The sequence below is a fragment of the Chryseomicrobium sp. FSL W7-1435 genome, from assembly GCF_038595005.1.
Lineage (GTDB): Bacteria > Bacillota > Bacilli > Bacillales_A > Planococcaceae > Chryseomicrobium.
Genome location: NZ_CP151997.1, coordinates 1,602,960 through 1,617,188 on the forward strand (window position 1 = coordinate 1,602,960; position 14,229 = coordinate 1,617,188).

16 protein-coding genes are annotated in these 14,229 nt (G+C 40.0%); 12 read left to right on the forward strand and 4 right to left on the reverse strand.

What is annotated here, in order from left to right; genetic code table 11:
* Positions 1 to 251 precede the first annotated feature (251 nt).
* The 4 genes from MKY84_RS08105 to MKY84_RS08120 all read right to left on the reverse strand — a co-directional run bounded on the left by MKY84_RS08105 (position 252) and on the right by MKY84_RS08120 (position 2,846).
* Positions 252 to 818, reverse strand: coding sequence for a hypothetical protein (locus MKY84_RS08105; RefSeq protein WP_342525415.1), 567 nt, complete (start codon positions 816 to 818; stop codon positions 252 to 254).
* A 1-nt stretch (position 819) separates the two neighbouring features.
* Positions 820 to 1,944 carry a flavodoxin-dependent (E)-4-hydroxy-3-methylbut-2-enyl-diphosphate synthase gene (gene ispG / locus MKY84_RS08110; RefSeq protein ID WP_342525416.1) on the reverse strand — a complete coding sequence of 375 codons (1,125 nt, stop codon included), beginning with the start codon at positions 1,942 to 1,944 and terminating at the stop codon, positions 820 to 822.
* 77 nt (positions 1,945 to 2,021) lie between these two features.
* Positions 2,022 to 2,294: a hypothetical protein gene (locus tag MKY84_RS08115; RefSeq protein WP_342525417.1), complete on the reverse strand. Its 273-nt coding sequence runs from the start codon at positions 2,292 to 2,294 to the stop codon at positions 2,022 to 2,024.
* Positions 2,295 to 2,336: 42 nt separating this feature from the next.
* A complete protein-coding gene (locus tag MKY84_RS08120) occupies positions 2,337 to 2,846 on the reverse strand; it encodes a DUF1189 family protein (protein ID WP_342525418.1) in 510 nt (169 codons plus the stop codon).
* A gap of 158 nt (positions 2,847 to 3,004) precedes the next feature.
* Between MKY84_RS08120 and MKY84_RS08125 the strand changes: the two genes are divergently transcribed.
* From MKY84_RS08125 to MKY84_RS08180, 12 genes are all read left to right on the forward strand, one after another.
* On the forward strand, positions 3,005 to 4,636 hold the full coding sequence (locus tag MKY84_RS08125) for a Na/Pi cotransporter family protein (protein WP_342525419.1): 1,632 nt from the start codon (positions 3,005 to 3,007) through the stop codon (positions 4,634 to 4,636).
* Positions 4,636 to 5,115, forward strand: coding sequence for a DUF456 family protein (locus tag MKY84_RS08130; protein WP_342525420.1), 480 nt, complete (start codon positions 4,636 to 4,638; stop codon positions 5,113 to 5,115). Before MKY84_RS08125 ends, MKY84_RS08130 begins: the two co-directional genes overlap by 1 nt.
* A 114-nt stretch (positions 5,116 to 5,229) precedes the next feature.
* Positions 5,230 to 5,838: a superoxide dismutase gene (locus MKY84_RS08135; protein WP_342525421.1), complete on the forward strand. Its 609-nt coding sequence runs from the start codon at positions 5,230 to 5,232 to the stop codon at positions 5,836 to 5,838.
* A gap of 367 nt (positions 5,839 to 6,205) precedes the next feature.
* Positions 6,206 to 8,425, forward strand: coding sequence for a penicillin-binding protein 2 (locus MKY84_RS08140; protein ID WP_342525423.1), 2,220 nt, complete (start codon positions 6,206 to 6,208; stop codon positions 8,423 to 8,425).
* A 130-nt stretch (positions 8,426 to 8,555) separates the two neighbouring features.
* On the forward strand, positions 8,556 to 9,512 hold the full coding sequence (locus tag MKY84_RS08145) for a PstS family phosphate ABC transporter substrate-binding protein (RefSeq protein WP_342525425.1): 957 nt from the start codon (positions 8,556 to 8,558) through the stop codon (positions 9,510 to 9,512).
* Positions 9,513 to 9,589: 77 nt separating this feature from the next.
* On the forward strand, positions 9,590 to 10,525 hold the full coding sequence (pstC, locus tag MKY84_RS08150) for a phosphate ABC transporter permease subunit PstC (RefSeq protein WP_342525427.1): 936 nt from the start codon (positions 9,590 to 9,592) through the stop codon (positions 10,523 to 10,525).
* Between the two features lies 1 nt (position 10,526).
* On the forward strand, positions 10,527 to 11,405 hold the full coding sequence (gene pstA / locus MKY84_RS08155; RefSeq protein WP_342525428.1) for a phosphate ABC transporter permease PstA: 879 nt from the start codon (positions 10,527 to 10,529) through the stop codon (positions 11,403 to 11,405).
* A 26-nt stretch (positions 11,406 to 11,431) separates the two neighbouring features.
* Positions 11,432 to 12,220 (forward strand): phosphate ABC transporter ATP-binding protein PstB, encoded by a 789-nt coding sequence (gene pstB, locus MKY84_RS08160; RefSeq protein ID WP_342525429.1) that lies wholly within the window; start codon positions 11,432 to 11,434, stop codon positions 12,218 to 12,220.
* 13 nt (positions 12,221 to 12,233) lie between these two features.
* Complete coding sequence (gene phoU, locus MKY84_RS08165) at positions 12,234 to 12,890, forward strand: phosphate signaling complex protein PhoU (RefSeq protein ID WP_342525430.1); 657 nt, start codon at positions 12,234 to 12,236, stop codon at positions 12,888 to 12,890.
* A gap of 197 nt (positions 12,891 to 13,087) precedes the next feature.
* A complete protein-coding gene (rpmG, locus tag MKY84_RS08170; protein WP_053588882.1) occupies positions 13,088 to 13,237 on the forward strand; it encodes a 50S ribosomal protein L33 in 150 nt (49 codons plus the stop codon).
* A 117-nt stretch (positions 13,238 to 13,354) separates the two neighbouring features.
* Positions 13,355 to 13,909 (forward strand): 5-formyltetrahydrofolate cyclo-ligase, encoded by a 555-nt coding sequence (locus tag MKY84_RS08175; RefSeq protein ID WP_342525432.1) that lies wholly within the window; start codon positions 13,355 to 13,357, stop codon positions 13,907 to 13,909.
* Between the two features lie 5 nt (positions 13,910 to 13,914).
* The gene (locus MKY84_RS08180) at positions 13,915 to 14,106 is read left to right on the forward strand and encodes a YqgQ family protein (RefSeq protein WP_342525433.1); all 192 of its coding nucleotides are present in this window, start codon (positions 13,915 to 13,917) and stop codon (positions 14,104 to 14,106) included.
* Positions 14,107 to 14,229: the final 123 nt, after the last annotated feature.

A 14,229-nucleotide genomic window follows, 5' to 3' on the forward strand; every position in this document is an offset into this window, starting at 1 on the left:
CTTCTAGATCTGGAGAACGTCACGCTAGAAAGTCCGAGAAAATCAGGCGTGCCAAGTGAGGCGCTCTTTGCCTCGGTTGGTGCGACTGATTTTGGAGCGTCTTTCTGACGTTCGCAACTCGATTACAATGAGTTGAAAATAGACGCGCCCACGGAACGCAGCCCCGGAGCGGAACTCAACACATAAAAAATCAGCAAATTCTCTGGAATTCACCCTAGAGAACTTGCTGATTTATTTTTGTTCCAGCGTCATTATTTTGTAGGGAAATGATTTCGAATCCATTCGTCGGCTTCCTGCCAGCTGTGGACTCGTATTACTTGCTTTGGAGTGGCACTGCGGTTATACGGTGTATCAAATAATAACACAGGTATATCCAGTTCCTCTCCAATTTCTACAGCATTGTCATGTTTGTCTTCGAAAAAGGCATCTACTTGATGAATACGAGCCGTTTCAACCTTATTGTGCGAGCCAATTAATTCAATATGATCATACTGCAACTCTTGTTGTTTAAACCAATCGAGAGTAATGTCTGTGGCATTCTCTCCACGAGCTGAAATAAAATAGAGTTCGTAATGTTTTTTCCACTCATCCAAAATGCGTTTAGCATTTTCTTGAATAGGTGAGTTTGCATAAATGATAGGTTCAGCTTCCTTAAACCAGGTATAGAATTTCGTGCGGTCGACTGGAAAAGCCGCTGTCAGGTCGTATTCTTTAATGTCATCTAATACTAAGTTTGTATTAAATGCTTGATTAATATGTGGTAGTAGGGAAGTTGGGCACGTTACAGTACCGTCAATATCGATTCCAAATCTAGCCATTTTAAACTTCCTGACTTGCTTCTTTTTGTTGTTTTTCAAGTTCTTGTTGCGCAAAATATTCTGCTGCAATTTTATCAATCTCAATTTTCAACTCATCTACCATTGTCGCTTCAGGCACTTTACGCACTGTCTTCCCTTTACGGAACAGTAATCCCTCACCACGAGCTCCGGCAATCCCAATATCAGCTTCACGAGCCTCTCCAGGACCATTAACCGCACATCCTAGAACAGCTACTTTAATTGGTGCTTTAATTGTGGAGATATATTCTTCCACTTCATTAGCGATTGTAATCAAATCAATTTCAATACGCCCACATGTTGGACAGGAAATCAAAGTAGCCGCATTTGATGAAAGAGCAAATACTTTCAATAGTTCACGTGCCACTTTCACTTCTTCCACTGGATCTGCAGATAAGGAGACACGAAGCGTGTTACCAATACCCATACTTAACAGTGTTCCAAGACCAGCTGCACTTTTAATAGATCCTGCAAATAAAGTACCAGACTCAGTGATACCTAGATGTAATGGGTAATCAAATGCTTGAGAAGCTAAACGATAAGCGTCGATTGCTAGCGTTACATCAGATGCTTTCATCGATACGATGATGTCATGGAAATCTAAATCCTCTAAGATTTTGATATGGTGAAGTGCACTTTCTACCATACCTTCTGCAGTAGGATAGCCATACTTTTCTAGAATTTTACGCTCAAGTGAACCGGCGTTGACACCAATTCGAATTGGAATGCCTTTAGCTTTAGCTGCATTAACAACAGCTTCCACTTTTTCACGACGGCCAATGTTACCTGGGTTAATACGTATTTTATCTGCACCTTGTTCGATAGCGATCAAGGCAAGTTTGTAATCGAAATGAATGTCGACGACTAGTGGGATATTGATGCGTTCTTTGATGGCGCCAATTGAGTAGGCTGCTCGCTCATCTGGGCAAGCGACTCGCACCACTTGGCAACCTGCTTCTTCTAAACGAAGAATCTCAGCTACTGTAGCCTCGACATCATGTGTTTTTGTAGTGGTCATACTTTGAATAAATAGTTCGTTACTTCCACCAATGGTGATATCTCCAACACGTACTGGACGCGTGTTTGAACGATGGATCATTTCTGGCATTATATTCGCTCCTTTTGTTGTTGCGCTTCACTTCATTCTACCAATGTACCAGAGGGAAAGACAAGAAGGAAGCTTATTCAACACTTGGTACTCCATTTAGGATAAACGAAAGGTTGCTCGGAAAAGTTCCAATCGTTTGGATTTAACTGACGAACCAGTGCTATCCATTCTAAATAAGAGATAGGTGCTTGAACTTGAGAATAAATTGATTCCAATGTAGAGGTAGGCAATGCCGTTTCTAAAGAATAGTCCTCAGAGTGAACGCATGGCGCAGAAGAGGACACTTCCCAATCCATTTGAATTGCGTAACAAAGTAAACAAATAGTCAATGAAGCTAGTATAAAACGCATATAAAAACCCCCTTCTTAAAGTTTATGAAGGAGGGAGGGAAGCTATGCTTTTTTTGGTAGTTTAGGATAGTAACGAAGGGCAAGTAGTACTATAACAAGTGTTAACGCATAGGAAATTCCATGAACAACAGGGGAATCTTCGAATACTAGATAAGAAATGAGTAATAGTAAGAAGGACCAGGTGTTTGCGAATAATGTTGAACGCCAGAGAAAGCGATAATCTGCACGACGTTTCATGATAGGTGCAGCTAACCAAGCAACAGCTGCTACTAAACTAATCTGAGTGAAAAATAGTAGGGTCTGGATCACGAATAATAGTAAGAAAGCAAATGGGTACAATAACCAATCAATTTCTTCAAAGTAATCGACTACACCATCTAGCTGGCCAGCACTCGTTCCGATTTGAGTTGTGAATTCGAGGAACGCTAATAGAGTAAAAAGAAAAATGAAGAGAAATATGTATTGCATGGTTTTGCCCATTGGCATCAGGCGAAACGCAGCTATTTTTTTTATAGAAGTAAGACTTGAAGTGAATACCTTAAAGAGTGTCATCTGTCACGCGTCCTTTCGAACCGTATTGTACCATGTCAAAATTTAAAACTTCAATTATTAAGATATTGTAAATTTGTTGTGATTTCTCTTTACAATAGGTTTATACTTTAAGCATAATAAGTGGCGTGTCAAAAAATTGTATGGGAGTTGACCTTTACGTGGAATTAAACTGGCAGGAAATGCTGTTCACATTCTTTGGTGGGTTAGGTATTTTCTTATTCTCTATAAAATTCATGGGAGACGGTCTGCAAAAATCTGCAGGAGATAAGCTACGTGATATTTTAGATCGCTTTACAACAAACCCGTTTATGGGAGTACTAGTCGGGATTGTCGTTACGATTTTAATTCAATCGTCTTCAGGAACTACCGTGCTAGTCGTCGGATTAGTAAGTGCGGGGTTCATGAATTTGCGCCAAGCGATTGGTGTCATCATGGGTGCCAACATTGGTACAACTGTTACAGCATTCATCATCGGATTTGATGTCGGTGCTTATGCACTACCAATCATGGCTGCGGGTGCGTTCGCAATTTTCTTCTTTAAAAACGCACGTATCCACAACATCGGAGAAGTTATTTTTGGATTTGGTGGACTGTTCCTCGGTTTAGAACTTATGGGTGAAGGGATGAAACCTTTACGCGAAGTACAGGCATTTACTGACTTAACTGTGGAAATGAGTACCAATCCAATTTTAGGTGTAGTTGCAGGTACACTATTTACGATTCTTGTTCAAAGCTCAAGTGCTACGATTGGTATTTTACAACAATTATATTCAGAAAATTTAGTGACGCTTGATGCAGCATTACCAATTCTTTTCGGAGATAATATCGGAACAACTATCACAGCTATCTTGGCTTCATTGGGAGCTTCTATTGTTGCTCGTCGCGCAGCAGCTGTTCACGTCTTATTTAATATTGTTGGAACTATTATATTCTTATTGATTCTTCCACTGTTTGAAACATATGTACTTTGGTTGTCAGGAGTACTTGGTCTAGAAGCTAAAATGCAAATTGCTTTTGCACACGGTTCATTCAACGTAGCAAATACAATAATCCAGTTCCCACTAATTGGACTGTGGGCATACTTAGTTACAAAAGTTATTCCAGGTGAAGAACTCTCAATTGAATATAAACCTAAACATCTAGATGAAAACTTCATTGAACAATCACCTTCGATTGCCATCGGGCAAGCAAAAGAAGAAATTCTGCGAATGGGTGGTATGAGTGTTCAAGGATTGGAACTATCTTATAACTACTTGAAAAATCGCAATAAGCGAGATGCAGAATTAACGCTTCAAATTGAAGAAGCATTAAATAATCTAGATCACAAAATCACTGATTATCTTGTGAAGATTTCATCACAGTCTTTATCTGCACAAGACTCGACACGTCACAATATGTTAATGAACACTGTTCGAGACATTGAGCGTATTGGTGATCATTTCGAAAATATTATTGAATTGATTCAATACCAGGATGCTCACAAGCTACATCTTACAGAAGATGCTATGCAAGACGTATCTGAAATGTTTGAATTAACAATTGATACTGTTACTAAAGCAATGAAAGCTTTGGACGAAAACTCTGCTGAACTTGCACGTGAAGTAGCAGAACAAGAAAATACTATTGATAAAATGGAGCGCAAGTTCCGTAAAAATCATATTGCTCGTCTTAATGAAGGTCGCTGCACAGGTCAAGCGGGTGTCATGTTCGTTGATATCCTTAGCAACTTGGAGCGTATTGGTGATCACTCAGTTAATATCGCAGAAGCTGTCTTAGGGAAGCGCGTATAATGGAGATCATCGGCTGGATTTTAATCATCGCAAGTTTTGTCATTGCCTATGTTGGGCTCGTATATCCCATCATTCCTTCAGTAGTGTTCTTGCTGATTGGTTACATTCTGTACGGTGTATTCTTCTCATTTAGTGAACTTTCGATCTGGTTCTGGGTCATCCAAGTGTTCTTCGTCATTTTGATTTTCACGGCAGACACATTGGCAAACCTGGCTAGTGTAAAACGTTTTGGTGGAACAAAACCAGGACTTTACGGTAGTACAATCGGTCTTTTAGTTGGACCGTTTGTCATTCCGTTTGTAGGTATCATTGTAGGTCCTTTCCTTGGTGCATTCCTTGCAGAGCTGTTGATTTCTAGAAAACCAGTTAAGCAAGCATTCCGAGCAGGAGTGGGCTCATTTGTAGGATTGCTCACTTCGACTATTGTGAAAGCTATCTTATTCACGGTAATGATCATTATCTTTATTTTCTTTATCTAATTTCAGTCAAAAGCCTGAAAAATGAAACAATGAATAGTTTTTATTTGATTGCCATTGTCTTCTTTGCTAATGTAAATAGTGGAAGTATCACTAGTACCTTAGGAGGAATTGACAATGGCTTTTGAATTACCGAAATTACCGTACGAATATGACGCACTTGAACCTCATATCGACAAAGAGACGATGAACATTCACCACACGAAACACCACAACACGTATATCACGAACGTGAACAACGCTCTTGAAGGACATTCGGATCTTTCTTCAAAATCTGTTGAAGAGTTAATTGCTAACCTAGATGCAGTGCCTGAAGAGATTCGCACAGTAGTCCGTAACAATGGTGGCGGACATGCTAACCACTCATTATTCTGGGAAATCTTATCACCTAACGGTGGTGGCCAACCAACTGGTGCATTAGCAGAAGCAATCGACAGCAAATTTGGTAGCTTTGATGCATTCAAAGAAGAGTTCGCTAAAGCAGCAACTACTCGCTTCGGTTCTGGCTGGGCTTGGTTATCTGTAGCAAACGGTGAAGTTGAAGTTTCTTCAACTCCAAACCAAGATTCACCTATCATGGAAGGCAAAACGCCATTACTAGGTCTTGATGTTTGGGAACACGCTTACTACTTGAACTATCAAAACCGTCGTCCTGACTATATTTCTTCTTTCTGGAATGTAGTAAACTGGGATGAAGTTTCAAAACGTTTCGAAGCAGCTAAATAATAACGATCAACCACAAACTTCGGTTTGTGGTTTTTTCTTTGGGAAAATAGAAATTGCGACAAAATATACTTACTAAGTTTAGCGGATGAGAAGTTGAGTGGAGAGGAGGGGCTGACTCCAGTGGGATAAAGAGCGTTACGTGAGGCCCCGCAGGAGCGTATGCGACGAGGAGACTTACGACGCGCCCACGGAACGCAGCCCCGGAGCGGAACTCAATGTAAAAGAAATCAGTGGATACTCTGAAAAGAAGCTTAGAAAATCTATTGATTTTATTTTTGACTCAGATTGATTTATCTAACAAAATGTCGAAACGCTGCAACATTTTTATGCTAAAAGACGTGTTATACTTGTAAGCGAGGTGCACGTTATGAAAAAAACTAAACAACAAATGACAAGAAGTTCAAAATCCAAACAACGAGCGCATTTAGTCGTGCGCATGAATATTTTATTTTTCACCATTTTTCTTCTGTTTACAGCACTTATATTTCGACTAGGTTATTTACAAATCGTGAAAGGTGAGGATTACACGCGAATTCTCGCTCGCACAGAAGAAGTTCCTGTAAACACAAGCGTGCCAAGGGGGCGCATTTTTGATAGCCAGGGGCGTATCTTAGTCGATAACCAAGCGGAAAGAGCTATTACTTATACGAAAATGCAAACGACCACAGGTGATGAAATGTGGGGGATTGCGGAACAACTTGCCCAATTGATTGAAAAAGATGATTCCCAAATCACGAAAAGTGATCTGCAAGACTATTGGTTACGTAAAAATGCAGATGATACCTATCAATATGTGGATGAAGCAGAACAAGATGCAATTGAACAAGATGATTCTCTCGACAATAGCCAAAAATCACGAGAGATGAACCGACTGATTCGTGCAAGCATTCCAGAAAGTGAATTAGAATCGTTCACTGAACAAGAACTTGAAAATATCGCAATCTACCGAGAAATGGTTTCTGGGTACGCCTTATCTCCACAAATCATCAAGGGAGAAGAAGTAACTCCAGAAGAATTTGCGCGAGTTTCGGAACGACTAAACGAACTAAATGGTGTCAACACGACCACAGATTGGCGTCGAGTACGAAATTCTGACCTAGCTATATTAGGTACGACAACCCTACCTAAAGAAGGTATTCCTCGTTCTGAACTTGACCATTATTTAGCGCGTGATTATTCTCGTAATGATCGTGTTGGACGAAGTTATATTGAACAATATTACGAAGAAATTTTACAAGGACAAAAGTCAGTCGTGAAAAATATCACGGATGGAAAAGGTCGTGTAATTGAGACCCAAACTGTCTATGATGGAGATCCAGGAAAAGACTTAGTTCTTTCTATTGATACGGAAGTGCAAGCAAGACTTGAAGAGATTGTGACGAATCGTTTGCTGGAAATGAAACGTATGGGCGGGACGCGTCACTTAGACCGCATGTTCTTCACGATGATGGAACCAAACACTGGTGAGGTCATTGCAATGGTCGGTAAAATCTTACGACGTGATGGGCAAACGGGTGAGTTTGCGCGTGACCCGGAAACGGGTGGCTATATCGTGGATGATTATGCTTTTGGAACTTTTACGACGGCATACGAGCCAGGATCTACAATTAAAGCAGGTACTTTATTGACTGGTTATCGAGAAGGCGCAATTAACCCTGGAGATTCTAAAATAGACGAACCTATTCTAATTGCTCAAGATAGACCAAAATCTTCTGTCTTTAACCGTACAGGTAGAATTCCAATGAATGATTTAACTGCCATAGAACGATCTTCTAACGTGTATATGTTTAAAACTGCATTTACACTTGCTGGTGAGACTTATGTCCCAAAAGAATCTGTTAATTTCAACCTCGATGCATTTGATCAATTAAGAAACGGCTATGCTCAGCTGGGTCTAGGAGTGCCGACAGGTATTGATCTTCCAGGTGAAGCAACAGGATTCAGTGACCCTACTAATGATGACGCAGGAAATCTTCTCAATTTAAGTATCGGGCAGTATGATACCTATACACCACTTCAACTTACTCAGTTCATTGCAACTTTTGCAAATGGTGGAAAGCGAGTCCAACCACATGTCGTCAAAGAGATTCGGCAAGCCTCTGAAAATGGAGAGCAAATGGGCGTATTAGAAGCTGAAATTCAACCAAAAGTGTTGAATATTGTTGAAAATACTCCGAGTGAAATAGACCGTATGCGGGAAGGGATGCGCCGTGTCTATCAAGGGGAGCAAGGGACAGCACGTGCGGCATTTGATGAATTCAAATACGACGGAGCTGGTAAAACGGGTACTGCAGAAACTAAAGCGTATGACCCTGTTGCAAAGCGGACGTATGATACCGTGACACTATCTCATGTAGGCTTTGCGCCATTCGACAATCCCCAGATTGCGTACTCAACTATGATTCCTTGGGCTTCGACAATTGATGTTTATGAGACCAATACATCAACACCACTTACTCGCGAGCTTGTTGATGCGTATTTTGAAATTATTGAAAATCGTGCTAAAACAACAACAGAAGAAACTTTATATCCACAAATTATTCCTTCTGTTTCAGAAGATACAATCGATGAAGAAGATGAATCGTAAGACAGTTGCTTCGGCAGCTGTCTTTTTTGCGTTTACAATCTCTTAACATTCGCTTCATGATAGCTCAACAATGAGTTGATAAAGTTACTAGTGTAAGAAAAAAACAAGAAAACGTAGGGGGACACACCTGATGAAGAACTGGAAATACTTTATGGGAACAGCAATGCTTGGATCTGCACTTATTTTAGGAGCGTGTGGAGACGAAGCTGCGGAATCAGCAGAAGGTACAGATACAACAGATACTGGTAGTGAAGAAGCAGTCGTTGAAGGTTCAGTAGCAGGAGATGGTTCATCAACAGTAGCGCCAATCCTAGAAGCACTAGTTGAAGAATATTCTGCACAAAGTGAAGTACAAGTAACAGTTGGTGTATCAGGAACAGGTGGAGGATTTGAGAAATTTATCGCAGGAACTACAGACTTCTCAAACGCATCTCGTCCAATCAAAGATGAAGAAGCAGCAAAATTAGAAGCAGCAGGAATTGACTTTACAGAATTCCTACTTGCTTATGACGGATTAACGGTAGTAGTAAACAGTGAAAATGACTGGGCATCTGATTTAACTGTAGAAGACTTGAAGAAGATTTGGGTAGAAGATGGCACAACAAAAATGTGGTCAGATATCAACCCTGAATGGCCTGAAGAAGAAATCGTGTTCTATTCACCTGGTTCAGACTCAGGTACTTACGATTACTTCAATGAAGTTATCTTAGAAGATGCTGACATGGTTTCAGCTGCAACTCTTTCTGAAGACGATAACATACTTGTACAAGGTGTACAAGGTGACGTCAATGCAATTGGATTCTTCGGGTATGCGCACTACCTAGCGAACCAAGATACAATTTCTGCAGTGAGCATTGAGGGCGTTGAGCCAAACAACGAAACAATTGAATCTGGTGAATATTCACCACTATCACGCCCACTCTACACATATGCGAGCAACGCAGCTATTGCTGAAAATCCAGCAGTATATGACTTTATGAAATATGTGATTGAAAATGCAGGAGCAATGGCTGAGGCTGTTGGGTATGTAACTGCACCACAAGAAGAGTATGACGCAGATATGGAAGCACTTGAAGCTTTAAAATAATCACTGTTTATACGTGAAGAACAAGAGTAGCGTCTTGCTACTCTTTTCTTCCGTCTAGTTGGAAAAGGGGGATCACGATGGCTGAGCAACGTCCATCTGTTCAAGAGATGATTGCAAACGCAGGAGCAAAGCGAAACCGGAAAACACTTGAAAAAGCAATACCGGTTGTCCTTTTCATCATTGCAGCAATCTCTGTACTAACTACATTAGGTATTGTATTTACACTAATAGTTGAAACATTTATCTTCTTTACAGAAGTACCTTTCTTCTCTTTCTTATTTGGTACAGAGTGGTTACCATTCTCCAATACAGAAGCGCGATTTGGGATATTGCCCCTCATTGTTGGTACTTTAAAAGTAACATTCATAGCAGTAATTGTAGCAGTGCCACTTGGTCTATCGGCAGCTATCTACTTAAGTGAATATGCAAGTGATACTGCTAGAAGAATTATTAAGCCAATTCTAGAAGTACTTGCGGGTGTACCAACAATCGTATATGGCTACTTTGCATTAACATTTGTTACTCCAGTGCTTCAGCAGTTTATTCCTGAACTGAAGATCTTCAATGCAATCAGCCCTGGTATCGTAGTGGGTATCATGATTATTCCAATGATTGCTTCTTTATCTGATGATGCGATGAGCGCAGTACCGAACAGCATTCGTGAAGGTGCACTTGGAATGGGATCAACTCGTCTTGAAGTGGCACTGAAGATTGTTCTTCCAGCTGCCCTGTCTGGAATTTTAGCATCGATTGTATTAGCGATGTCACGCGCAATTGGAGAGACAATGATTGTATCTCTAGCAGCAGGGTCAACGCCTCGATTTGATGGTCAATTCACAGACAGTATTCAAACCATGACAGCTTACATTGTGCAAGTATCAACAGGTGATGCTGGGTATGGCACAACAATCTATTATTCCATTTACGCAGTTGGGTTTACATTGTTCTTGTTCACACTAGTGATGAACTTGTTAGCACAACGAATTTCAAAACGTTTCAGAGAGGAGTATTGATATGCGCTATATGAACAATGAAGCCGTGATGAAAAAGATGAATTCACGTAAAATCGTCAATCTTATCTTCAAAGGCATCTTCTTATTTGCGACAATACTCGCTCTTATGACGCTTGCTGTGCTATTTTATCGAATTTTATCTCAAGGAATCGGCTATCTCTCTTGGGATTTCTTCAACAACTTTGCCTCACGCTTCCCAGAAAAAGCTGGTATTAAAGCGGCTTTAATTGGATCGATTTGGTTGATGGCTGTTGTCGCACCTGTTTCGATGTTCTTAGGTATCGGTAGTGCAATCTATCTAGAAGAGTATGCCAAGAAAAACAAAATCAATGATTTTATTCGAGTCAATATTTCAAATTTAGCCGGCGTACCTTCTGTTGTATTCGGTTTACTTGGTTTAACGATTTTCGTTCGTGCGCTTGCGCTTGGAAATAGTGTATTAGCAGCTGGATTTACAATGAGTCTTTTAATACTACCGGTGATTATTGTGGCATCTCAAGAAGCTATCCGTGCTGTTCCTAGTGAAGTGCGAGCAGCTTCTTATGGAATGGGAGCTACAAAGTGGCAGACGATTACACGCGTCGTATTGCCAAGTGCAGTACCGGGGATTTTAACAGGTTCTATTCTTGCATTATCTCGAGCAATTGGAGAAACAGCTCCACTAGTCGTCATTGGAGTTCCCGTCATTATTCAGTTCTTGCCGAGTGGTGTGTTCGATACATTTACCGCACTTCCTATGCAGATCTATGACTGGGCGAAGCGTCCACAAGCGGACTTCCAAAACGTTGCTTCTGCCGGGATCATTGTTTTGATGTCTGTTCTATTGTTAATGAACTCTGTGGCTGTATTAATACGTAATAAATTCCAGAAGCGTTACTAGACGCATCGGAAAAGGGGAGACTACACATGGTACAACAAATTGATAAAAAGCCTGAAACAACTCAAATTGTCTATGATACAAAAGGTTTGAATCTTTGGTACGGCACGAATCACGCTTTGAAAAATATTGATTTGCCAATTTACGAAAATGAAGTGACAGCGATTATCGGTCCATCTGGATGTGGGAAATCGACGTATATAAAAACGCTAAATCGTATGGTGGAATTAACACAAGGTGTAAAAACATCTGGCGAAATTCACTACCGCGGTCGCAACATTTTTGATAAGAATTACACAGTTGAAGAACTACGTACGAAGGTTGGAATGGTATTCCAAAAACCAAACCCATTCCCGAAGTCAATCTATGACAACATTGCCTATGGTCCACGTATCCACGGTATTAAAAACAAGAAAATCTTAGATGAAATTGTCGAGAAAAGTTTACGTGGCGCAGCGATCTGGGATGAAGTAAAAGATCGTCTATCTACAAATGCTTACAGCTTTTCGGGTGGTCAACAACAACGAATCTGTATTGCACGTGCACTAGCAATCGAACCAGATGTCATCTTGATGGACGAGCCTACTTCTGCCCTAGATCCGATCAGTACTTTAAAAGTAGAAGAATTGGTGCAGGAATTAAAGAAAGATTACTCAATCATCATCGTCACGCATAACATGCAACAAGCAGGACGAATTTCAGACAAGACAGCATTTTTCTTAAACGGGGAAGTTGTTGAATACGATGAGACAAATGTGATTTTCTCAAATCCATCTGATCAACGTACAGAAGATTATATTTCAGGTCGATTCGGCTAAGGGGGCTATTCACATGGTAGTAAGAGAAATGTTTGATAACGAATTAAAGAATTTACACCAAAAGCTCATTCATATGAGTCAACTTTCAATTGAACGTCTTAGTGAATCTGTAGATGCACTTGCAAATCATGATGTCGCGCTGGCGAGTAAAATTAAAGAAGCAGATGCGGAGATTAATAAACTCGAGGAAGAAATTAATGATGCGGTCATTTTAACGATAGCTAGACAGCAACCTGTTGCTACAGATTTGCGACGATTAATGGTCTTAGTGAAGATTGCTGGAGATATGGAGCGAGTCGGGGACTATGCAGTCAACATTGCGAAAGAGACGGAACGCATCGGTTCACAAGAGCATTTAACTCAATTGCCTAAAATTCAAGAGATGAAAGACAAAACCGTGAATATCTTGCGTCTGACATTAGATGCATTTATCGCAGAAGATGTTGAACAAGCGCAAACTATTGCGAAGCTCGATGACGAAATTGATAAAATGTACGGTGAACTGATTCGTGACTTGTTAGGGTCTGGTGTATCAAGTCCAGACCAGCTTCCACAAATCACACAACTTGCCTTTATCTGTCGCTACTTAGAGCGTTCAGCAGATCATGCAACGAACATGGCAGAGCAATTGCTGTACCTTCGCAAAGGAAAGCACATTGATTTAAACTAAAATTATTTCAATCCAGTGCAGACTCTATGGAACCAATAGAGAATGCACTGGTTTTCCTTTAGAGTAAAACAAGAGTTCATCAAAATAATTTAGTGAAAATGACTAGATTTTATATTTCATTGTGATATAATAGGTAAGTCGTATAAATCAGCTCAAAATGATTTTAATACATCCTTTATAGAGTGGGAGGGACTACAATGCGCGTTAATATTACTCTTGCATGCACAGATTGTGGAGAGCGTAACTACATTTCTAAAAAGAACAAACGTAACAATCCAGAGCGTTTGGAGCTTAAGAAATATTGCTCTCGTGAAAAGAAAATGACTCTTCACCGTGAAACGAAATAATAACTGATCAACCAAAATCCCCGCTCGGATTTTGGTTTTTTTAAAAAAATAATACCACATCATTCACTCATCTGGTCTTGATCAGATGAGTGTTCTTCTTGAAGGGAGTTGCAGGAAATGAAACGACAGCTGCGAATAGATGTATTGAATCAATTGCAAAACTTATCAAAAGAAAACCATGCTGAAAAAAGTACATTCCTTCATCAACATGTTTGGCAGTATATAAAAGATAAGTCTGTACAGTCTGTTGCCGTAACCATTTCCTCATACCCTGAAGTTGATACAAAACGTTTGATTGAATGGCTGTGGGAAGCAGAAAAAGATGTGTATGTTCCGAAAAGTGACTTTTCTACACGACAGATGAAGTTTATAAAGATCACCTCATGGAATGATGTTAAACCTGGCTTTAAAGGGATCTTAGAGCCAATTGAGAGCAGTCCTGAATCTACAACATTTGATTTAGTTATAGTTCCAGGAGTGGTCTTTTCGAAAGATGGATATCGTATCGGTTTTGGTGGAGGTTTTTATGATCGTTTTTTAGAAGAGTACAAGGGAGAAACGCTTTCTTTGGCATTTGAAACCCAGCTCCGAGATGCCGTGCCGTATGAAAGCCATGATATCCCCGTGAAGCATCTCGTTTTACAAGATGGTATTTTTGATACAAGTAGGTGAACAAAGTGGAATCATTTTATGACGTCCAGCAGTTATTAAAGAAATTTGGTATTTTTGTTTACACAAAGGATTTACAGGCAGATGTAGATCTTATGGAATTTGAGCTGTATGAATTGCACAGTTCGGGTTTGTTATCGACTGATGACTATATTAAAGCTAAGCTAATTATTCGAAATCGCGTATCAAAAGGGATATAAATACATGAACGATTTACAATTGACTATGACTTTTGGTGTAAAATTTATAAATTTTGAAACTAATTAGGACTAAATCCGTCTAATAGAGGGTATTATATTTACGTTATGTAAAGATTTTATGGG